General features: G+C 55.9%; 22 protein-coding genes and 1 pseudogene. 14 read left to right on the top strand and 9 right to left on the bottom strand.

From position 1 onward, the window contains the following. Positions 1-145 precede the first annotated feature (145 nt). Positions 146-2,008, bottom strand: a complete 1,863-nt coding sequence (locus TAM4_RS03580) for a hypothetical protein (protein WP_014121876.1) — start codon at positions 2,006-2,008, stop codon at positions 146-148. Positions 2,009-2,063: 55 nt separating this feature from the next. Then, entirely contained in the window at positions 2,064-2,252 is a 189-nt protein-coding gene (locus TAM4_RS03575; RefSeq protein WP_014121875.1) for a hypothetical protein, read from the bottom strand. Between the two features lie 113 nt (positions 2,253-2,365). Here TAM4_RS03575 and TAM4_RS03570 point away from each other — a divergent pair. Further along, positions 2,366-3,710 (top strand): annotated as a pseudogene (locus TAM4_RS03570) (ATP-binding protein). A 46-nt stretch (positions 3,711-3,756) separates the two neighbouring features. Beyond that, the gene (locus TAM4_RS03565) at positions 3,757-5,211 is read left to right on the top strand and encodes an ATP-binding protein (RefSeq protein ID WP_014121872.1); all 1,455 of its coding nucleotides are present in this window, start codon (positions 3,757-3,759) and stop codon (positions 5,209-5,211) included. On the opposite strand, the gene TAM4_RS03560 is transcribed toward TAM4_RS03565, so the two are convergent. Genes TAM4_RS03560 through TAM4_RS03545 form a run of 4 tightly spaced genes read right to left on the bottom strand, consistent with a single transcriptional unit; the run spans position 5,146 to position 7,483 of the window. Beyond that, positions 5,146-5,607, bottom strand: coding sequence for a COG2426 family protein (locus TAM4_RS03560; protein ID WP_048149876.1), 462 nt, complete (start codon positions 5,605-5,607; stop codon positions 5,146-5,148). The genes TAM4_RS03565 and TAM4_RS03560 overlap by 66 nt on opposite strands. After that, positions 5,604-6,182: a phosphatase PAP2 family protein gene (locus tag TAM4_RS03555; RefSeq protein WP_014121871.1), complete on the bottom strand. Its 579-nt coding sequence runs from the start codon at positions 6,180-6,182 to the stop codon at positions 5,604-5,606. Before TAM4_RS03555 ends, TAM4_RS03560 begins: the two co-directional genes overlap by 4 nt. 34 nt (positions 6,183-6,216) lie before the next feature. Beyond that, complete coding sequence (locus TAM4_RS03550) at positions 6,217-6,798, bottom strand: ASCH domain-containing protein (RefSeq protein WP_048149872.1); 582 nt, start codon at positions 6,796-6,798, stop codon at positions 6,217-6,219. Next, positions 6,755-7,483, bottom strand: a complete 729-nt coding sequence (locus TAM4_RS03545) for a TIGR02253 family HAD-type hydrolase (protein WP_048149869.1) — start codon at positions 7,481-7,483, stop codon at positions 6,755-6,757. The genes TAM4_RS03550 and TAM4_RS03545 overlap by 44 nt, the downstream gene beginning before the upstream one ends. 96 nt (positions 7,484-7,579) lie before the next feature. Between TAM4_RS03545 and TAM4_RS03540 the strand changes: the two genes are divergently transcribed. The 4 genes from TAM4_RS03540 to TAM4_RS03525 are packed head-to-tail and all read left to right on the top strand — an operon-like array spanning position 7,580 to position 10,668. Continuing rightward, a complete protein-coding gene (locus tag TAM4_RS03540) occupies positions 7,580-7,867 on the top strand; it encodes a DUF357 domain-containing protein (RefSeq protein WP_014121868.1) in 288 nt (95 codons plus the stop codon). 9 nt (positions 7,868-7,876) lie between these two features. Then, complete coding sequence (locus TAM4_RS03535) at positions 7,877-8,263, top strand: DUF555 domain-containing protein (protein WP_014121867.1); 387 nt, start codon at positions 7,877-7,879, stop codon at positions 8,261-8,263. A 38-nt stretch (positions 8,264-8,301) separates the two neighbouring features. Then, on the top strand, positions 8,302-9,810 hold the full coding sequence (locus TAM4_RS03530) for an amylopullulanase (protein WP_237702130.1): 1,509 nt from the start codon (positions 8,302-8,304) through the stop codon (positions 9,808-9,810). A 39-nt stretch (positions 9,811-9,849) separates the two neighbouring features. Continuing rightward, entirely contained in the window at positions 9,850-10,668 is an 819-nt protein-coding gene (locus tag TAM4_RS03525) for an MBL fold metallo-hydrolase (RefSeq protein WP_014121865.1), read from the top strand. On the opposite strand, the gene TAM4_RS03520 is transcribed toward TAM4_RS03525, so the two are convergent. Beyond that, entirely contained in the window at positions 10,655-11,359 is a 705-nt protein-coding gene (locus TAM4_RS03520) for an aspartate racemase (protein ID WP_014121864.1), read from the bottom strand. The genes TAM4_RS03525 and TAM4_RS03520 overlap by 14 nt on opposite strands. Positions 11,360-11,449: 90 nt before the next feature. On the opposite strand from TAM4_RS03520, the gene TAM4_RS03515 reads away from it, so the two are divergent. Together TAM4_RS03515 and TAM4_RS03510 are read left to right on the top strand one after the other, a co-directional pair. Beyond that, positions 11,450-11,671: a hypothetical protein gene (locus TAM4_RS03515; RefSeq protein ID WP_048149865.1), complete on the top strand. Its 222-nt coding sequence runs from the start codon at positions 11,450-11,452 to the stop codon at positions 11,669-11,671. Positions 11,672-11,680: 9 nt separating this feature from the next. Continuing rightward, the gene (locus TAM4_RS03510; protein WP_014121862.1) at positions 11,681-11,962 is read left to right on the top strand and encodes a type II toxin-antitoxin system RelE/ParE family toxin; all 282 of its coding nucleotides are present in this window, start codon (positions 11,681-11,683) and stop codon (positions 11,960-11,962) included. On the opposite strand, the gene TAM4_RS03505 is transcribed toward TAM4_RS03510, so the two are convergent. After that, complete coding sequence (locus TAM4_RS03505) at positions 11,959-12,300, bottom strand: cupin domain-containing protein (RefSeq protein ID WP_014121861.1); 342 nt, start codon at positions 12,298-12,300, stop codon at positions 11,959-11,961. The two genes, TAM4_RS03510 and TAM4_RS03505, sit on opposite strands and share 4 nt — an antisense overlap. Before the next feature lie 80 nt (positions 12,301-12,380). Here TAM4_RS03505 and TAM4_RS03500 point away from each other — a divergent pair, with 80 nt between their 5' ends. The 6 genes from TAM4_RS03500 to TAM4_RS03475 all read left to right on the top strand — a co-directional run bounded on the left by TAM4_RS03500 (position 12,381) and on the right by TAM4_RS03475 (position 18,998). Beyond that, positions 12,381-14,816 carry a tRNA(Met) cytidine acetyltransferase TmcA gene (locus TAM4_RS03500; protein WP_014121860.1) on the top strand — a complete coding sequence of 812 codons (2,436 nt, stop codon included), beginning with the start codon at positions 12,381-12,383 and terminating at the stop codon, positions 14,814-14,816. A 61-nt stretch (positions 14,817-14,877) separates the two neighbouring features. After that, on the top strand, positions 14,878-15,387 hold the full coding sequence (locus tag TAM4_RS03495; protein WP_014121859.1) for a TIGR00288 family NYN domain-containing protein: 510 nt from the start codon (positions 14,878-14,880) through the stop codon (positions 15,385-15,387). Then, complete coding sequence (locus tag TAM4_RS03490) at positions 15,377-15,874, top strand: TIGR00288 family NYN domain-containing protein (protein WP_014121858.1); 498 nt, start codon at positions 15,377-15,379, stop codon at positions 15,872-15,874. Before TAM4_RS03495 ends, TAM4_RS03490 begins: the two co-directional genes overlap by 11 nt. Before the next feature lie 5 nt (positions 15,875-15,879). Then, complete coding sequence (locus tag TAM4_RS03485) at positions 15,880-16,806, top strand: calcium/sodium antiporter (protein ID WP_014121857.1); 927 nt, start codon at positions 15,880-15,882, stop codon at positions 16,804-16,806. 38 nt (positions 16,807-16,844) lie between these two features. Continuing rightward, the gene (locus tag TAM4_RS03480; RefSeq protein WP_014121856.1) at positions 16,845-18,590 is read left to right on the top strand and encodes a radical SAM protein; all 1,746 of its coding nucleotides are present in this window, start codon (positions 16,845-16,847) and stop codon (positions 18,588-18,590) included. 12 nt (positions 18,591-18,602) lie between these two features. Then, positions 18,603-18,998 carry a PaaI family thioesterase gene (locus tag TAM4_RS03475; RefSeq protein WP_014121855.1) on the top strand — a complete coding sequence of 132 codons (396 nt, stop codon included), beginning with the start codon at positions 18,603-18,605 and terminating at the stop codon, positions 18,996-18,998. On the opposite strand, the gene TAM4_RS03470 is transcribed toward TAM4_RS03475, so the two are convergent. Beyond that, entirely contained in the window at positions 18,995-20,164 is a 1,170-nt protein-coding gene (locus TAM4_RS03470) for a pyridoxal phosphate-dependent aminotransferase (protein WP_014121854.1), read from the bottom strand. The two genes, TAM4_RS03475 and TAM4_RS03470, sit on opposite strands and share 4 nt — an antisense overlap. Positions 20,165-20,249: the final 85 nt, after the last annotated feature.

The following is a 20,249-nucleotide window of genomic DNA, read 5'->3' as shown; positions in this document are numbered from 1 at the left end:
TCGCCGTCAATTTCCTTTTTTTGTAGGGAAATGTTTTTTATCCTTCTACCTACCCGTCATGGTGGTATCATGGAACCCGTGCTGTTCTTCGAGCCAAAGGTAAGGGCGGCTTTCGCCTACTGTCCGAGCTCCGGAGGAAGTTGTTTTATCCGTGGAATCTGAGGTATCTACCGACTATGTATTTCTTGAATATCTTCTCTGACGCCGAGCCTCTGTATAGTGCCTTTTCTAGGTTTCTCTTTTTCAGGCCGTACTTCTCCGGATTTTTGAGCATATCATCAACAAGTTTCGCTGCGTCGTACAGCACTAGCGCGATATATCTGTATTCCCCCGCAACGTGCTCCATTTCTATACTTTTTTCAAGTCCGCTCCAAACAGATTGCGTGAGGAATCCTGCCTGTACGCTGGCCGTGGTGTAACCTTTTTGTTCAAGCTCTTTGATTTTTTTCTTCGTTTGTTCTTTCACCTCATTCTCTGATTTTATTTTTCCCGCCCGTATTTCCTCTTCCAGTTCTTTGTATATCTTAGCAAGCTCCAGAATTTCTTCGGCAGGCTTTTTGCTGTGCGCGACAATTGAGGGCAGGACTATCTTAAAAATCGCAGACTTGGCGGGATCTGGCCCCTTCATTCCCAGCTCCCTGGGGTCCTTAGTTGGCAGCACGATAATCTTCCCACCCTTCTCCACGTATTCATAGCCGGTCTCGGGATGCCTCTTTATCAGTCCCTTTGGAACTCCCAACACCTCTTCAACCCAGTGCCTTTTAGGCTTCGCTGGTGTGTGCGTTTCTTTCTCCGCTGTATCCCTTCCTTTTAGGCCCTCCGATGGTTTTGGGGCAGATTGTTTCCCGGACATCTGCTGCTTTGCACGGTCTTCCAGTACAACAGCGTATTTCCCTTCGGGTGTCTGAATCACTTTGCCCCCCTTGAGTGATGCGAATTCTTCGGCAAACGTTCTTTCTTCGAATATCGCCACGATTCTACCGGTAACTTGTGGCTTCTCCACCTTGCTCATATCCACGTCATCTATGGTGAATGGTACCTTCTTCGCTGGTTGCTGCGTTGTAGTCTTTTGTTTCTCTTCCTGAACCCGACGTGGAGGCGCTGTTCGCTTCTGCACAACAGGCGGTCTTGGCACTGCAGCGGTTTTTCTCGTGGGTGTCTCCCCGAAGATCTTCTTCAGGTGTTCTCCCCTCTTCAGCCGCTGCACTTCCTCTTCCAATTCCCTGACTCTCTCCTCTCCCAGCAGCTCCTCCATCCCGCTCTTCTTCTCAAACATGACCCTCGCATGCATCCCCAGGAGCTCGTACAACAGCCTGTGCGCCAGATGTATCTTCTCTATCTCCTCCTGCGTCAGGTAGTTGGGCAGGTGCAGCTGCGGAGGTATTCCCTGCTCCTTTACCATGTCCCTCAGGTAGTCTGCAGGAGTATAGCGCGGATTGCCCCTTCTTTTCATCTCTTCCCGCGCCTTCTCTGCCAATACCTTCATGAACTTGCCAATGGGTTTTGCCGCCTCTACCGCCACCGGGAACAGCTTCTTAAAGTCCTCTATAGCCTCTGGCGGGAATTTATCTGAGTTTATCCTCATCCACGCCTCTGCGTCCCTGAGCGCCTTCTTCACGTCAATCTCGTCAAAATCCTTGTACACCCAGAAAGTTTTCCCCGAGTATATCTCCTTGTCTTTCTTTGTAACGTGCTTAAGTGCTTCTTCAACTGGCTGTGTCAAATATGCCCAGCTGCCCGGATCGTACTTCTTCTTCAGGAGCGTGCGCATCATCACGTTCAGCGCGCCGTAGCTCCAGCGGTCCTGCTCTTCTTCCGCGGCTGTGTAGTCTAGCTTATAGACGTCTCCCCATATGCCTCTCCAGTCTTTCTTTGCTGCCTCCTTTAGCGGAGGGAGCACGAGGCCGTGCCAGTCGGGACAGCATGTTGCAAGGAGTGCCGACTCGTGGCTGTGCTCGCTGGTTCTCCCAATTCTTCTTTCATGCGCCTTGTCCGGTATCGGCACCATTTCTTCCACCTCACCTACTCTTAACTACACTTCAGTAGTATAAAAAAGAAGGGGATCACCCCACCTTTATTGTCCACGTCTGGCTTCCCGCCTTGGCAATTATACTCAGCCCATCTGCCAGGTTTCCTTCCACCATGATGTACCTGTCCGCGTTGGGGTTCACATGGCTCCACTCTGCCAGTGTACCTACTGCCTGGCCCGCTGCCGCACAGAGCAGACCAACGCTCATCTGGTGTCTTAACATTGTTACCACTTCATCATCGTGATGACCTCAATACGTCCCGCAGTTATAAAAGGCTTGCGGCCGGGCGAAAGGCTTAAAGTGATAATTGAGATTATCATAACGGTGATTATCACATGGTCAGGTTCGTGGACAGGGAGGAGGAGCTTAGGGCACTGAGAGAACGGCTCTCGGGCGAGAACTTTGAGCTAATCGTTATCTACGGCCGGAGGCGCGTCGGAAAGACTCGTCTCGTTCTCGAAGCCGTTAAAGACGTTCCCCACGTTTACTACCTGGCCGTTGAGGGGGACAACCTGAGGCACTTTCGAGAGACTGCGAGCAGAGTTTTTCCGGAGGTGAAATACGCCGGGGAGAACTGGGAGAGTTTGCTCCACGCCCTCAAGGGCCGGATAATAATCATCGACGAGTTTCCCAACCTGATTAAGGAAGACCCATCTGTTTTGAGTCTCTTCCAGCGGGCAATTGACACCGACCTTTTGAACTCAAAAACGAAGCTCATCCTCCTCGGCTCCTCTGTGAGCATTATGACGGAGAAGGTGCTCAGCTACAAAAGTCCCCTCTATGGAAGAAGGACGGGCTCAATGAAGCTCAACCCCCTGAGGTTCTTCCATCTGAGGGAGTTCTTTCCCCGCGCAAGCTGGGAGGAGCTCTTGGAGGTCTATGGCATGACCAACGGGATTCCGTTCTACGTAGCGCAGGTCAGGCTGCCCTTCTGGGAGTGGCTTGAGGGGGAGCTGAGAAACCCGGTAAGCTTCTTCCGCGACGAGGTGGATTTCCTGCTGAGGTACGAGTTCACGGAGACGAGGACCTACAGGCGAATCCTTGAGGCGATAGCCCTCGGCAGAACGACGCCGAAGGAGATAAGGGACTTCATCGGAATGAGACACTCAGATGTAACCCCCTACCTGAGAAACCTAATCGAGACCGGCCTCGTCCTCAGGGAGGTTCCGGTAACCGAAAAACCGAACTCGAAGAGGGGCCGCTACCACGTGGCCGACAACTTCCTCGCCTTCTGGTTCCGCTTCATATATCCAAACCTCTCGGCCATCGAGGAGGGGGGTCTTTGACGTCGGGGAGATTAAGCGGGACTACGACCATTACCTCGGCCCGGTGTTTGAGAAAGTTGCCAGACAGTTTCTAATCGAGCTGAACAGGGATGGAAAGCTGCCGTTCAGGTTTACGAAAATTGGCCGCTGGTGGCGTAAGGGTGAGGAGATTGATTTGGTTGCTCTGAACGAGCGGGAAAAGCGGGTGCTTTTTATCGAGGTGAAGTGGAAGAGCCTGAGCGAGAGGGAAGCGCGGGGAATTTTGAAGGACTTGGAGCGGAAGGCTGAGCTCGTTGGGCTTGACGGGTGGGAGAAAAGCTACGGTCTCGTTGCGAAGAGTGTTAGGGGAAAGGAAGGGCTGAGAAAAGAGGGCTGGTTCGTTTGGGACTTGGAGGACTTCGACGCCATGCTCTGACGGTTGGTAGAAACGTTTAAATAGTTGAAGCGTGGGTATTATACTCATGAGTAGACAAAAGTTCATAAACAGAAGGCGCGAACTGGAGTTTCTTGAGAGGGCCTACAACAGCGATAGGGCCGAATTCCTTGTAATCTACGGCCGGCGAAGAATCGGCAAGACCGAGTTGCTCCTTCACTTCGCAAGGGATAAGCCTCACGTCTACTTTCTCGCAACGGAGAAACCATACCATGATAACCTGAGGGAGCTTCAGAGACTTCTGGCCGAGTTTTTAGGGGATACGCTCTTTGAGAGGATTTCCTTTGAGGAAATCGATGAACTCTTAATGGCCTTCGCCGAGAGGATAGGCGATAAAAGGGTGATCCTGATAATCGACGAGTTCCCACTGCTGGCCGAGCACCACCGCCCGGTCCTCTCGCTCCTCCAGAGGGCTTGGGATTTAAAGCTCTCGAAGACGAAGATAATGCTCGTCCTCTGCGGTTCAAGCGTCTCGGCGATGGAAAGCGAGGTTCTGGCCTACAAGAGCCCGCTCTACGGGAGGAGAACGGGCCAGTGGCGTTTGACCGAGATTCCCTTCTTCCACATCGGGGAGTTTCTGCCCGGCTACACCGTTGAAGACCTCGTGAAGGTCTGGGGCGTTACTGGAGGTATCCCGGCTTACCTGCTCCAGTTCAGCCCGGAGAAAAACTTTGACGAGAACGTAGTTGAGAGGGTGCTCTCGAAGGGTTCCTTCCTCTACGAGGAGGCGGAGTTCCTTCTCAGGGAAGAACTACGCGAACCGGCGAACTACTTCGCGATACTGCAGGCGGTAGCGAGCGGAAGGAGCAGGTTCGGGGAGATAGTGAACGCTACTGGCCTCGACAAGAGTCTCGTGTCCAAGTATTTAGCCGTTCTCCAGAGGCTCGGTGTGGTTGAGCGCGAAGTGCCGGTTACGGCGACCGTGAAAGAGGCAAGCAAGAGGGGCCTCTACTCGATAGCCGACAGCTACTTCGCCTTCTGGTTCCGCTACGTTCTGCCGAACAAGAGTTACCTTGAAGCGGGCCTTGCGGAGGAGGTCTGGAAACGCTCGGCGGGGGACTTTAACCTCTACCTCGGCTCGGTCTTCGAAAGGCTGGTAAGGGATCCGGAGGTGTTTCTTAAGCTGACGGGCTTCCGCTTTACAAAAATCGGCAGGTGGTGGCGTAAGAGTGAGGAAATTGACCTCATAGCGCTGAACGAGCGGGAGAAGAAGGGGCTCTTCGTTGAGGTGAAGTGGAAGGATTTGAGTGAAAGGGAAGCTCGGGGGATTTTGAAAGATTTAAAGAGAAAGGCCGAGCTTGTGGGGCTTGATGGCTGGAAGAAGAGCTACGGGCTGGTTGCCAAGAGAGTTGAAGGAAAAGGGGAGCTGAGGAAAGAAGGCTGGTTTATATGGGACCTGAGAGATTTCCAGGGGTTGCTATCCCAACAGCCCCAGCGCCGGCAGGACCGTTATCGCCATGCTGAGAAGCCCGCCGAGGATTAAGGCCGGAACCGTCTGCTTTTTCTCGATTCCGAGGAGGTAAGCGGCCAAAGCCCCTGTCCATATCCCCGTCCCGGGCAGTGGGATGGCAACGAAGATTGTGAGGCCGATGAAGCCCCACTTTTCCACGTAGGGGTGCGCCTTTTTCCTCACGCGCTCGACGTAGTAGAGGTAGAGGTGTGCTACCTTTCTGAGGGGAGTTTTTTCGAGCCAGAGCATTATCCGGTCTATGTAAGGCAACACCGCCGGCAGGAGGAGTGAGAGGAGCAGAACGCCGAGGGAGGCACTCAATAGGGTCTCCCAGAGGGGATAACCCCGTCCTATGCCGTAGACTATCGCGTAGCGACCCTCGAACGTGGGAACCAGCGAGAGAACGAAAACCTCAATCAGGGGGTTCATCCTCTCACCCCAACAGCGGCTTTGGCAACGCTGTAAAGCCAGGGGGCAAGGAGAAGGCTGAAGAGTACGTCGCTGAGCCAGTGATAGTGCAGGAGAAGCCTTGTGAGACCTATTCCAATCGCATAAGCCCATGCAAGCGGGGCCAGCTTCCCCCAGCGGTCTGAAACATAGGTCGCTATTATTGCCGCCCTGAAGGTGTGGCCCGAGGGAAACGCTCCAGAACTGAGGAAATCTGAGCCGGGTAGGGGTCTTGGCCTGGGTTCGGCGAGGATTACCTTCATCGCCGCAACGATTCCAAGCCCCATGAAAGCGGCGATCAGAAAGGCCAGAGTTTTCCGCGAAGGCCCGTTTTTCCTCCAGTCAAAGAAAACAAGGAGAGCTAAGAGGGGAAGGAAGAAGTAATCGCTCCCGAGTGCCGTTAGGAACCTCGTCCAGGGGGCCTCGATGAGGGGAATGACCGAATTAACGGTCTCGTTTATTCCTTTGAACGCTCCCACAAGCTGGAGGGTAAGAACGAGAGCCAGTAGTGCCGTGTTAAGCAGGAACTTCCAGTCCTTGAGGGGTTCATCGGGCATGTTTGGAGAAAGTGAGAGTTCCTCAAAAGCTTTTCTAAATCAGCCCCTCGTTGTAAAGCCCGTGGTAAACCTTGAGGAGCGCCTGCTGGACCCTCTTCGGCCCGAAGGTTCTGACGGCCTTTCCGAGACCTTCGTTGTAAATCCTGCGCATTATGAAGTCCGTTTCGCGGTTGAAGTTTAACTTTTCCTGGTTTTCGAGGTAAAGGCGCGCTATCTCCTCCGGCTCGCGGTAGTTGAGACCCTTGAGCCATTTCAGCGGGATTCCGTCCTTGAAGGTCTTGACGACCTCGAAGCCTATCACCGTGACCTCGTCGTCCCCGTAGAGGTCTCCATATATTTTGTTCAGCTCGCGGAGGAGCTCTCTAACGTCAGAGAAGCCGTCGAGCTTTGCATCTTCGTTGGTGAGCTCCCTAACCTTCTTCCGCTCGACCTTCGTGATTCTGACCTTCGCTATGGCAGTGTCGCTCGGCGTTACCACGAGGTAGACCTCGCTCCCCGGCTTCGCCTCGTAGCTGCCGTAGCGTATGGTTGTAACCTTGTCTCCCCGCAGGATCCTCGACTTGTAGGCGGAGTCAATCAGCATGAACTTCCGAATCTGCACGCTCTTTCTCCTCATCGTCGAGTCCCCTCACGATCTTCGGCACTTCTTCAAGAGACCTGATAACGAAGTCGGCGTATTCGAGGTATTCGAGCTCCCTGTTGGCGTACTTCCCGTATTTGAACCAGACCGTGTGCATCCCAACCCTCTTGGCCCCGTATATGTCGGAGTAAAGCCTGTCCCCGACCATTAGGGCTTCGGCCGGCTGGACCTCGAACTTCCGGAGAGCCTTCTCAAAGATCTTCCTGTGGGGCTTCTTGACGCCCACGAAGTCTGAGATGAGAACGGCATCGAAGTAGTCCTCTATCTCCGTCCTGAGGATCTTCTCCCACTGTTTGATGGGGTTTCCGTCCGTGATCACCCCAAGCCTGAGACCCATCTCCTTGAGGCGGAGGAGGGTTCTCTTAACCCCCCGAACTGTTTTGAGATGGGAGATCTTCGTGTTGTGGTAGGCTATAACCCCTGCGGCGATCCAGCGGGGGTTGTGGGGGAGGTCGAGGCGCCTCAGGAGGTAGTCGAAGTGTCTGCTGAAGTTGCTCCCGTACTCGTTTATGAGCTCGAGGAGCTCGTGGTAGGCTATTCCAAAATCGACGGGCATGCCGGCCCTTATCATGTTCTCTATCGCGTTTCGCCTCGCGATCTCCGCCAGCTTGCTCGTGTCGATGAGCGTGTCGTCAAGGTCGAAGAAGACGACCTTTATCATGGCCTCACCCCTTGGAGTTACGGGGTTCGGATATTTAACGGTGATGGTGGGCAAGGTTTATAAAACCGCGGCCCAACCCTCAGCGAGGCGAGACCGGTGGGGCGAGAGATCACCGAGGAGAAGCTCGAGAGGTATTTTAGAATAACCGAGGAGGCGCTCAAGGCCCTCGAAGTTGCAGTTCACGAGAAAAGCCTCCTCCACAGAGTTGCCGAGGATTTTTTGACGATGGCGAGGAGCTATTTTGAGGACGCCAAATACTACTACGAGAGGGGTGATTACGTGACCGCCTTCGCGGCGCTGAACTACGCCCACGGTTTTATCGACGCCGGTGTGAGGCTCGGCGTCTTCAGGGGTGAAGACGACAGGCTCTTTGCCTTCGGGTGAGGTGAGACCATGGGGGACTACGTCGTTGTGCTCGAGGCCCCGATAATCGTCAAGGACGTGGAAACGAGCGAGGACGCGATAAACGTCGCGGTGAGCAAGGTTGCGAAGGCCCTCAACAAGGAGAACCTCGACTTCGTGAGGGTCGAGATCGGCTACTCCCAGTGTCCCGTCTGCGGCGCCCATTTCGAGAGCGCCTTCGTGATAGGTTCCGTCGGGCTGGTTGGAATATACCTCACGCTCAAGGTCTTCAACGCCCAGAGTATAGAGCACGCCGAGAGGATAGCGAAGGCCGTGGTGGGGAAGGCCCTCAAGAGGGTTCCACTCAAGGTTTTTGAAATAAGGGAGCTGGAAGAGGAGAACGGCAACGGCCTTGAGGTTTCGGACGAGTTCGAGTGAGCGGCAACTTTTTATTATCCCCCTCGATTCCACTCCGGGTGAAGGGATTGAAGGTCAGGTTACTCGTGCTCATCCTTCTGCTAACGGCTGGCTTTGCCAGAGGGGCCGTCATGATGGAGGGAACCACCCCTGGACTCGGCTCTTTTATCGCGGTGGACGCTGGTGGAAACGCCATAGTCGCCGCAGGGATCTCCAACGGAACCGGCATCGGCGACTTCGACGTTGTACTCGTCTCATTCAGGGAAGACGGAAAGGTTCTCTGGGAGAAGGCCTACGGCGGGACCGGCAGGGATCTCGTCTCGAGCGTTAAAGTGCTCCCGGACGGCTCAATACTCATCGCCGGCGGAAGCGCCTCCTTCCGGGGGGGCTGGATCTTTCTGGTTGATAAGGAAGGGAACGTGAAGTGGAGCAGGGTATACAACACCGAGATGATCTACTCCGCCGTTCCCTACGGAGGTGGAATTCTCGCCCTCTCCTCCGCCAGCGAGAAGCCCCTCCTGCTCAGGCTGAATTCAGAGGGGCTCGTGGAGAGTGCTTACATCATCAACACCAGCCTCAGGGTCGTCCCCGTCACGATGAGGGTTTTTCCGGGCCAGGGGATTTACATAGCGGGAATCGCCCAGTCCAACGCCACCGGCTCACCTGACTTCTGGCTGGCGAAGGTAGATGCAGACGGAAAGCTGCTCTGGGAGAGGACTTACGGCTTCAGAGGTATGGACAGGCTTTACGACCTGGAAGTCGATGCTAAAGGAGTAACGCTCGTAGGTTACAGTACCATCTCCAACAACAGGACCAACGTCAACCTGCTCGTGATCAGGACGAACCCCGACGGAAGGCTCCTCTGGGCCCGGCTCATCGGGGGTCCGCGCGAGGACTGGGCAAACGCGGTTTCGCTCCTTCCCGATGGAAAGCTGGTCCTCAGCGGCATAACATACTCCGCCCCGACCCCACAGGCGTGGCTTCTCTTCATGGACGAACACGGAACCGTTGGGGAGTCCGTTCTCCTCGGGAGCAGGGGTATTGACTGGATAAGGGCCCTCAAGCCCCTCCCTTCTGGTGAGATAGTCTTCGCGGGCGGACTGAACGGAACGAGCCTCGGTACGGGGAGCTTAGCGAAGTCGAGTTTCTTCCTGGGGATTTTCTCACAAAACGGGAGCTTTACTAACTGCCGCGTCACGGTTCAGAGGCTCGACTTTCCGGTCGAGGGCGTCAATCCCAAAACGTGGGTCCGCTCCGGAGGAAAGCCCGTCCCCGCGAGCGTCTCAGTTCAGGAAGTTACTCCCCGGGTCAAGACGATCAGGGACGGCCTTAAGGCCCTCTGTCCCTCTGAAAACCCGACCACAACGACCACTTCATCCGGGGGCTCGGGCTCCACGACCACTACAGCAACTACAAGCACCACAACTACAACGACAACAACCACGACCGCCGCTACCACAACCACAACAACCACTACCTCCTCAAAGGGCGGCTGGAAGCTCTGCGGGCCCGGGCTTTTGATTGCACTGCCCCTTCTCACGGCGTTCCTGTGGAGGCGAAAGGCATAAACGCCCTTTCCCTATTTTATTGTGGTGAGCCGCTTGAAGGTGTACGTACTCGTCGAGGACTACTCCGGCTACGAGAGCCCCTTCTTGGCCCAGCACGGGGTGAGCTTCCTCATCGAGGCAGATGGAAAGAGAATCCTCTTCGATGCCGGCCAGAGCGCCGAGCCAGTGCTTTACAACATGAAGCTCCTCGGAATAGAGCCCTCCTCGATAGACTATGTCTTCCTGAGCCACTGCCACTACGACCACACCGGCGGGCTCTTGGGAATTTTAAGGGCCATCGGAAGGCGCGTTCCGGTGATAGCGCATCCCTCGATTTTCAGGAGGCACTTCATCACGAGGCCATACCTCCGCGAGGTCGGCGTTCCCTTCAGGCGGGAGGAAGTTGAAGAACTCGCTGAGCTCTACCTCACCGCCGACCCGCTCCCGATAACGGAAAACGTCCTCTCAACCGGCGAGATAGCGGAGAGAGAAAACTTCGAGAGGGCCGAGCTCGAGGTCTACACAATCGAGAACGGAAGGGTCGTTAGGGACGAACTGAGGGACGACATGAGCCTCGTTGCCAAAACGCCGAAAGGCCTCGTGGTTGTGAGCGGCTGCAGTCACGCGGGAATAGTGAGCATAGTGAAGCACGCGACACGATTAACGGGGGAGGAGCGGATTAGGGCCGTTATAGGTGGCTTTCACCTGATTGAGGCGAGCGGGGAAAGGATAAAGAGAACCGTAAAGGAGTTCCAGAGGCTCGGCATTGAGGAGGTCTACACAGGCCACTGCACAGGTTTAAGAGCCGAGGCAGCCTTCCTTGAGGCCTACGGCGAGCGCTTCCACAGGCTCCACTCCGGAATGGTCATCGAGCTCTGAGCTCCTCAAGGCCGAGGGCTAACTTCACCGCCTTTTCCGCTATGACGTCCATGGGGTCGATTAGGGGAACGCTCAAATCCTCTGGCCTGAGCGCAACGCTGACCTCAGTACAGCCGGCTATTATCCCCTCCACCCTCTTTTCGAGCTTCTTCGCGACCTTCAGGAGCAGTTCCCGGCCCAGTTCGAGGTTTCCGGCCTTTACCCCCTCGTAGATGCCCCTCATGACGAGCCTCTGATCGTTCTTCCCGGGCACGGCTATGCTTATTCCCCTCTTCAAAAGGGCACGGTGGTAGACCAGGCCCTTAACCGTTCCGTCCGTCGCGAGGAGGCCCACCTTCCTGAGGCCCATCTCCTTCACGCGCTCAGCCGTTTCCTCGACCATGCTCACGAGGGGAATTCTTATCGCCCTCTGGATCGTTTCTGCGAAGAAATGTGCCGTGTTGCAGGGCATTATGATAAAGTCCGCGCCCCAGCTCTCGAGCTTTTTCGCGCTGTCGATGAGCTCGGGCCTTGGATCCGGGCCTTTACCGAGGATGAAGGCGGTTCTGTCGGGTATCTTCGGGTTGTTGTAGATGATGATCCTCGGATGGTCCTGATCCCGCTTTGCAGGCGTTTTCACCACTATCCTCCGGAAGAGTTCCGCAGTCGCGAGCGGGCCCATGCCGCCGAGGATGCCGATCGTTCTCTCCATTTTCGTCCCACCAATGTGGATTGCGCCGGGAGAAATTAAGCTTTTCCAAAACCCTTTTTAACTCCATAGCGTACGGAACACGGTGGTATCATGGGAGTGAGTGTCATCAGGCTTCTCAATGATATCAGAGAGATGCGGAAGAAGCTCGATGAAATTGAAGAGGAGCTTCTGAGGCTAATAGCCGAGTCTGAGGAGCCTGAGATCGTGAACGAGGAACTTTACGAGGAACTCCTCAGGAAAGCAGAGGAACTTAGGAAAAACCCAGAGAAAGGCATGAGCCTTGAGGAGGCCCTCAGGGAGCTTGAGGCATGAGGTGATTGAATGCCCTTTCAGGTTGTGGTGGACAGGAATGTCATCAGGAACGCCAAGAAATACCTGAAAGAGAGCCAGAGGAAAAAGCTCTCGGAGTTCTTAAGGGTTCTGGAGCACAACCCTTTTCCCAAACCTCCCTTTGATGTAAAGCCAGTGAAAGGAACCAAAAGCCGTCACACCAATACGTATCGGTTTCGGATTGGGGACTACCGCCTTTTCTACACGGTCTACTGGGAGGAAAAAGTGATAGTGGTAACGGACCTAAGACCCCGGGAAAGTGCCTATCGTTAATCCAGCCACACCGAGTCGTCTCCGCGGTAGTTCAGCTTAACCACGAAGAGCCTGAAGGGCTCGTCGCGCTCGTTGATCACCCAGTGAACAGTTCTCGGCTTGACGAGGAATATATCGCCCGGCCTCGCGAGGTACTCCTCATCGCCGATGCCGAGCCTTGCCTCGCCGCTCAGTATGCAGAACAGCTCGTACTGGTGCAGGTGGTAGTGCCTCCCGACCGTCTGCCCGGGCTTGATCTCCACTATCTGGGCGTAGCTGTTCTCGGGCAGTTCTCCCTCAAAGAGGGGCAGCTTCCTGTACGTCCCCCTGTCTATGAGGTTTTTGATCTCGGCCTTCATGCACAAAGCTACGCGGTGGAGATTAAAAGGTTTGAGCTACCTTTTTAAGCCAACTTTCTCCCCTTTAGCGGGGGGTCGCTATGACCGTGAAGGTCCGCTTTGACAAGGAAGTGAGAGACTACGCGAAGGGCGAGAAGGTTAAGGACTCAATCTTAAAGCTCACCGAGACGGCTTTAGCCCAGGCCCTTGAGAACTTCCACAGGAGAATGATTGTAATCGAGGGCGATACACTGAGGAAGGCCGAGTTGGCCGGAATACTCGCGGGGGCCTCCGCGAGGGTTCTGAGCGGAATTTTGGAAGAGCTCATGAAGAAGCGCCTCCGCGACGAGAGCGAGGATAAAATAGAGGTCCTCTACGCCACCGACGCGCTCGGCGAGGAGACCTTCGGCAGAAAGCGCTACGAGGCCTTCAGGAAGCACTTCGACGTCTTGGCTGGCTCAAACGTCGAGGTAAAGGCCGTTACCTTCAAGCACACCCGCGACATCCTCGGAAGGACCTACGATTTGCTCATCCTCGATATGAGCTACGACTACTCGCCGAACGACCTCGGAAGGATTATCGAGACCGTTCGTGGTGGAGGGCTGATTTTCATACTGGCTCACCCCTTCGAGAAGTGGAAGAACATGTGGACGGGCTTTCACAAGAGCCTTGTAACGCCCCCCTACACCATAGACGACGTCAAGAAGCGCTTCAATAGAAGGCTCATCAGGAAGTTCACGGAGCACGATGGAATTTACATCATCACCGAGGGCGGAAAGGCCAGGAAAAAGCCGAAGAGGAGCAAGAGCCAGGCGAGGATTAAAGCGAGAAAGGGAGTTCCTATCCCGGAGGAGACTCTCTTCCCGAAGGAGCTCTACGAGATGGCCCTAACCGAGGGCCAGGTCGAGGTTTTGAAGGCCTTCGAGGAGCTGGTCGAGGGCGGAATGCTCGTTCTGACGGCAGATAGGGGAAGGGGCAAGAGCGTTTCCGTCGGAATCGGCGCGATAGGTTTAGCTTTGGCCCTAAAGAAGAGGACGAGAATCGTCGTTACCGCCCCCGAGCTTGAGAACGTTCAGGCCCTGTTCCGCTTCGCCAAGAGGGCTTTGGAAAGGCTCGGCTTCAAGCCCTACGTCGTTGAAGAGCGCGGGCTGATAAAGGAGCTCTACGCGAGGAAAATCGGCCTCCGCTATTACCCGCCGGCCGATGGTTACAAGAAGAGCGCAGACCTCTACATTCTCGACGAAGCGGCAGGAATCCACGTCCCGATACTCCACAAGTACCTCAACAAGGAGCGCGTCGTTTACTCCTCAACGATTCACGGCTACGAGGGAGCGGGAAGGGGCTTCTCGGTGAAGTTCCTCAAGAGGGCGAGGGAGAAGAGGGAGTTTAAGGAGCTCCACATGGACGAGCCGATTCGCTATGCGGAAAACGACCCGATTGAACGGTGGCTCTTCGACGTTCTCCTGCTCGATGCCGAGCCTGTGGAGCTCACCGAGGAGGACTTCGAGCTGATTGAGAAGAAGGAGGTCTATCTGGAAGAGCCCGACCTCGACGACTGGTTCGAGAACGACCGGGAGGACCTCAGAAACTTCGTTGGAATCTATATCTTAGCGCACTACCGCAACAGGCCGAGCGACGTGGCTTTACTCGCTGATGCTCCACACCACGAGGCCCGCGTGCTCAGGCTCAAGAACGGCAAGATAGTGACGGCGATACAGATTGCCAAGGAAGGAGGAATCCCGAAGAAAGTAATAGAGAAGATGGCCAAGGGCTACAAGCCTCGCGGAAACATAATCCCGGACATGATGGTCAAGCACCATTATTTGAAGGAGTTCGCGAAGCTGAAGGGTTACAGGATAGTGAGGATAGCAACCCACCCGGACGCGATGGACAGAGGCCTGGGAAGCAAGGCACTGGAGCTCCTTGAGAAGGAGGCTCGCGAAAAGGGCCTCGACTGGATTGGTTCGGGATTTGGCGCGAGTGAGGAACTCGTCCGCTTCTGGGTCAGGAACGGCTTCGCGGTGGTTCACCTCAGCCCCGCGAGGAACCCGGTCAGCGGTGAGTTCACCGCTATAGTCCTCAAGCCGATAAGCGAGAGGGCCAAGAAGCTAATCAAGAAGGCCAACGACGAGTTCAGGATAAGGCTCACCGAGTGGCTCGGAGACACGCACAGGGAGCTCGAGCCAGAGATAGCGCGCTGGCTCTTTGAGACGCCCTTCGGCGAGGCCGTTGATTATCCGGTTCACCTCACGGAGATTCAGAAGAAGAGGCTTGATGCCTTCACGGGCAAGGTCCTGACCTACGATACCGTGGTCGATGCGGTGAAGCCGATAGTGAAGCTCTACTTCCTCGACGGCTGGATGAAGCCCTACCTCGACGAGAGGCAGATAAGGCTCCTCATCTACCGCGTTCTCCAGGCCCACAGCTGGGAGGAGACGGCGAAGCTCATAGACAGAACCGAGACCTTCACAATGATTGAGGTGCGCGACATCATAAGGGGCCTCTGGTACTACTACAAGCGCCTGCTGAAGGCATGAATAGCTTTTTAACTCCCTTCCCTCTATTCCCCGTGTAACAGCGGTGTCCCCGGTGTTCCCCATGAGCGGCAAGTGGGAGAAGATAGTATCGATGACGAAGAGCGGCATAAGGATCATCGGCCAGATGAAGAGCAAGATATCGCGCGGCAAGAGAATAGCCCTCCTGATAGACGGCCCCAACATGCTGAGGAAAGAACTCGGCGTCAAGCTCGAGGATCTCGTGGAAGTCCTCTCCGAGATCGGGGACATCCGCGTTGCGAAGGTCGTTCTCAACCAGTACGCCCCTCAGGGGCTCATAGAGGCCGTTTCAAATCAGGGTTTCGAGCCGATGATAGTCTCGGGCGAGACGGGAGTTAAGTTAGCTGTCGAGGCGATGAAGGAGATCTACAACCCCCACATCGACGTCATAGCCATAGCCACGAGGAACGCTGAGTTCCTGCCCGTCATACTCAAGGCCAAGGAGAAGGGCAAGGAAACGGTTGTTATAGGCGTTGAGCCCGGCTTTTCGGTTGCTCTGAAGCACGCGGCAGACTACGCCATAGTTCTCGGCGGTGAGGAGGATGAGGAATAGCCTCTTCAGGATACTCAAGAGGGGCGAGAAGGAGGAGGAACAGCCCAAGAAGAGGATCGGCCTCATCATAGACGGCCCCAACATACTGCGAAAGGAGTTCGGCATAAAGCTCGAGGACATAATCGAGGCCCTCAACAGGATCGGGAGCGTCAGGATAGCCAAGGTGATACTGAACCAGTACGCCCCCCAGGGGCTCGTTGAGGCGATAGTGAACCAGGGGCTCGAGCCGGTCATCGTTGCCGGCGACACCGACGTCAGGGTCGCGATCGAGACGATGGAGATGATCTACACCGCCGACGTGGACGTCATAGCCCTCGCCTCCCGCGACGCGGATTTTCTGCCCCTCATAATAGAGGCGAAGAGGCGCGGAAAGGAGACCGTGGTTATAGGCGTTGAGCCCGGCTTTTCCGTTGCCCTCCAGAACGCCGCCGATTACGTCATCAAGATGACGCCCTCGCGGAAGACCGAAAACGAGGAAGCCCGGTGATGACAATGGAATCAATGATCGTCGTTCTCGGAGCCTTTGCGGTAGGCCTGGTTCTCCTGATAAAGGGGAGCGACCTCTTCATAGAGGCCGCTGCGAGGGTTGCGAAGGGCTTTGGCGTGAGCGAGTTCATAATAGCCCTCGTCCTCGCGAGCGTCGCCACCACCCTGCCAGAGGTCACGGTCTCGGCTTTAGCCGCCCTCAGGGGGAGCAGCGACATAGCCCTGGGCAACGCCATCGGGAGTGCTCTCGCCAATATAGCCCTCATCCTCGGCGTCGCCTCGATGATACTCCCCCTCGACGTGGATGAAACCTCGTGGAAGCACTCCGTTTTCCTGGTGGCGATAACGGCGTACGTTTCACTCCTCATGCTCGACGGCACGATCGGAAGGCTCGACGGTCTGAGCCTCATCCTCATCTACTTCGGCTTCCTCTACTACCTCTACCGCGAGCACATGAGCCTTGAGGCCATCGAAGCGGAGAGGGGCAATCCAAAGAGGGACGTCCTCATACTCCTTGGCTCTGGCCTGCTCGTCGTCGTCGGCGCGAAGCTCGTCGTCAACAGCGCCGTCGAGATAGCCAGGGCCGCGGGGATTTCAGAGGTCGTCATAGGCCTGACCCTCGTTTCCATCGGAACCTCCCTGCCCGAGTTCACGAACGCGGTTATGGCAGCCATAAAGCGTCTCCCCAACATAAGCGTGGGCAACATAATCGGCGCCGACATACTGGACATCCTCATGGTTATAGGCATAGCCTCGCTCATAAGGCCGATAAAGGTCGATCCCGAGATCCTCCACAGAACGGTCCCGCTGACCCTCCTCGTGATGCTAATCCTGACCTTTTCCTTGAGAAGGAACAACCGCGTTGGAAGAAAGACCGGCCTCGTCTTCCTGACGATCTACGCGATCTTCCTCTACATCTCCTTCTCGGGCTGAACGCTACCCTTTTAAATTCCCCCTCCCAGTCGGAGGCCATGAGGGTAGTTCTCGTTGACGGTTACACCGACGAGCCTGCCGGTCTGGGCGTTCCGCCATACCTCGGGATCTATCCGAGATACGCCTACGGTGCGATAAAAAAAGCCAAGAAGGACGCTCGGGTGTTCTACCTAACGATAGACGACCTGAGGGCAACTTTTCTCGGTGAGAGGGGAATAGAGACGAGGAACAAAACTCCGAACTTTCCAAGGGTCAGGGAGATCCTGGAGAGGGCGGATTTGCTGGTTTACATCGGCGGCCTCCACACGCCCGGAAAATACCTCTCCGCCGTCCCGGGGAGCGTTGAAGAGGTGGCGCGCTTCATAAGGGATTTGAAAGCCACCAAAATCCTCGGCGGACCGGCCTTCATGGGCTCGGCCTCGATGGGCGGCGTTAAGATCACGAGCAAGGAACTCCAGCTTGCCGAGAGCGTTTTCGATCACGTCGTCTACGGCGATCTGGAGGCTTTCCTCTTCGACTACCTGACCAGCCCAAAGGACGCCGACCCCTTCCGCTTCAGGACCTATGCGGAGCTGAGGGATTACGCAATCCTCGGAGCGGAGGTCGTGAAACAGTTTCCCGACTTCCCTGACTTCGTCATCGTCGAAGTTGAAACCCAGCGCGGCTGTCCGAAGGCGATGGGCATAGGCGGCTGTTCCTTCTGCACCGAGCCGGTGAGGTACCGAAAAGTTGAAGACCGGCCGGTTGAGGACGTCGTGGCCGAGGTGAAGGCCCTATACGGGCTTGGCGTGAGACACTTCCGCGTTGGAAGGCAGAGCTGCATATTCTCCTACATGGCGAGGCCGAACGGTCGCGTGCCGGTTCCCAACCCCGAGGCAATAGAGAGGCTCTTCGCTGGAATCCGCTCTGTTGCGCCGGAAGTAAAAACGCTCCACGTGGACAACGCGAATCCGGCCGTCATAGCGAACTACCCGGAAGAGAGCGTGAGAATCGCGAAGGCGCTCATAAAGTACGGAACGCCGGGCAACGTCGTTGCTTTCGGCCTCGAGAGCGCGGATCCGAAGGTGGCAAAGCTGAACAACCTGAACGCAACCGCCGAGGAAACCTACGAGGCAGTGAAAATCCTCAACGAGGTCGGCGCGAGGAGGGGCTACAACGGCATGCCGTGGCTTTTGCCCGGAATAAACATTATCTTCGGCCTGCCGGGCGAGACGAAGAAAAGCTACGAGATAACCTTCCAGTTCCTCAAGAGACTCCTCGACGATGGGCTGATGGTCAGGAGGATAAACATCCGTCAGGTGGTGGTCTTTCCGGGAACGCCGCTCTGGCACATGAGGAGCAAGGTCAAGACGGAAAAGCACAAGCGCTTAATCCAGCACTACAGGCACAAGATAAGGCACGAGATCGATCTGCCCATGCTCAAGAGGGTCGTCCCCGTTGGGACGGTGCTGAGGGATGTTCGAGCGGAGGTCTTCGACAACGGGCTGACCTACGGGAGGCAGATAGGCAGCTATCCACTCATCGTGGGCATTCCCAAGGAAATTCCCCTCAACCGATTCTACGACGTCCTCATAGTGGACCACGGCTTCAGGAGCATAACCGGGGTTCCGGTTCCGATAAACGTGAACCGCGAGAGTCCGAAGGTTCTGGGCCTCATCCCCGGGATTAGCAGGAAAACCGCCGTAAGGATACTCGCGAAAAGGCCCTTCAGGAGCAGGGAAGAGTTCTTTGAGGCCGTTGGTCCGGGAGTGAGGGAAGTTTTAAAGGATCTCGTGGAACTCTAACCGGTGATCGCGATGGAGCAGAGGACTCACGAGCTTGCATCGGAGAGGCTCGTTGGGAGGCCCCTGAAGATCGAGCCCGGGAAAGCCGAGGTCGAGCTTTTAACGACCGACGAGATAGCGGTTGACGAGTACGGCCTCGTTCACGGCGGTTTCACCTTTGGTCTGGCCGACTACGCGGCCATGCTCGCGGTCAACGAGCCCACCGTCGTGCTTGGAAAAGCCGAGGTGAGGTTCCTCAAGCCCGTTAAGGCCGGTGAAAAGCTGATCGCGAGGGCCGAGGTTGCCGAGGATCTCGGGAGAAAAAAGATCGTGAGGGCGGAGGTTCTGAACGAGAGGGGAGAGAGGGTCTTAGAGGGTACCTTCCACTGCTACGTTCTTGAGAGGCACGTCCTGGAAAGGGGAAACTAAACAAGGTTCCTCTCCCTCAAAACCTTTTCCATCCTGTCCATCGCTTCTTCAAGCTTCTCGTAGGCCGTTGCATAGCTTATCCTTATGTAGCCCTCGCCGGCCTTTCCGAAGGCCGAGCCCGGAACGACGGCAACCTTCGCCTCCTTAAGCATGAGCTCGCTGAACTCTTTGTCGGTTAAGCCCGTGTCCCTGATCCTCGGGAAGATGTAGAATGCCCCCTTGGGCTTCACCGTTGGGAGGCCCATCTCGTTGAGGCGCTTCCAGACGAGGTTCCTCCTCCTGTCGTACTCGGTTCTCATTTCCTCAACGGCTTTCCAGCTCCTCTCGTCCTCGAGGGCCTTGGCAGCCGCATACTGGATGAACGTAACCGGACAGGTGGCGTTGTACATCTGGAAGCGGGTCATCTTCTCGATTATCCACGCTGGAGCCGCGACGAAGCCGAGACGCCAGCCGGTCATGGCGAAGGTCTTGGAGAAGCCGTTTATCGTTATCGTCCTCTCGAACATGCCGTCGAGCGAGGCTATGCTGTGGTTCCTCGCGCCATCGTAGACGAAGTGCTCGTAAACCTCGTCGCTGAAGACGATGAGGTCGTGCTCGACCGCGAAGTCCGCGATCTCCTCAAGGTCCTTCTTGGTCAGAACCGCACCGGTCGGGTTGTTGGGGGTGTTTATGATGAGCGCCCTCGTTCTGTCGCTCACGTGCTTCTCGAGGTCGTCAACGGAAAGGCGGAACTCGTTCTCCTCGTAGGTCGGGACCTCAACCGGCTTTCCGCCGGCGAGAATAACGGCCGGGGCGTAGCTAACGAACATCGGGCCCGGGATGAGGACTTCCTCACCGTCCCTTAGAAAGGTCGCCAGGCCCATCAGGAAGGCCTGATTCGCCCCAACGAGGATCATTATCTCGTCCTTTGGATCGGCCTCGATGCCGTTCTGCCTTTTGAGCTTCCTCGCAACGGCCTTCCTCAGCATCGGCAGGCCCGCGTTCGGACCGTAATGGGTATAGCCCTTATCGAGGGCCTCCTTGGCGTACTCCTTTATGTGCCCGGGCGTGTCAAAGTCCGGTTCGCCGATTCCGAGAGAAATGACATCTTCCATACCCGCGGCCAGGTCGAAGAGCTTCCTGATCTCAGAAGGGTTAACCAGCTCGAGTCTGTCGCTCAGCGCCATGAGCATCACCGCTCTACCTTCGCGGCGATGTTTATAATCTTACCTCACCGAAAAGATGAACATCGAAGTGCTTTTATGTACCTCA

This window comes from Thermococcus sp. AM4, from assembly GCF_000151205.2.
Classification (GTDB): Archaea; Methanobacteriota_B; Thermococci; order Thermococcales; family Thermococcaceae; genus Thermococcus.
The sequence above is the reverse complement of the archived record's forward strand: the minus strand, read 5'-3'. Positions and strand labels throughout refer to the sequence as shown.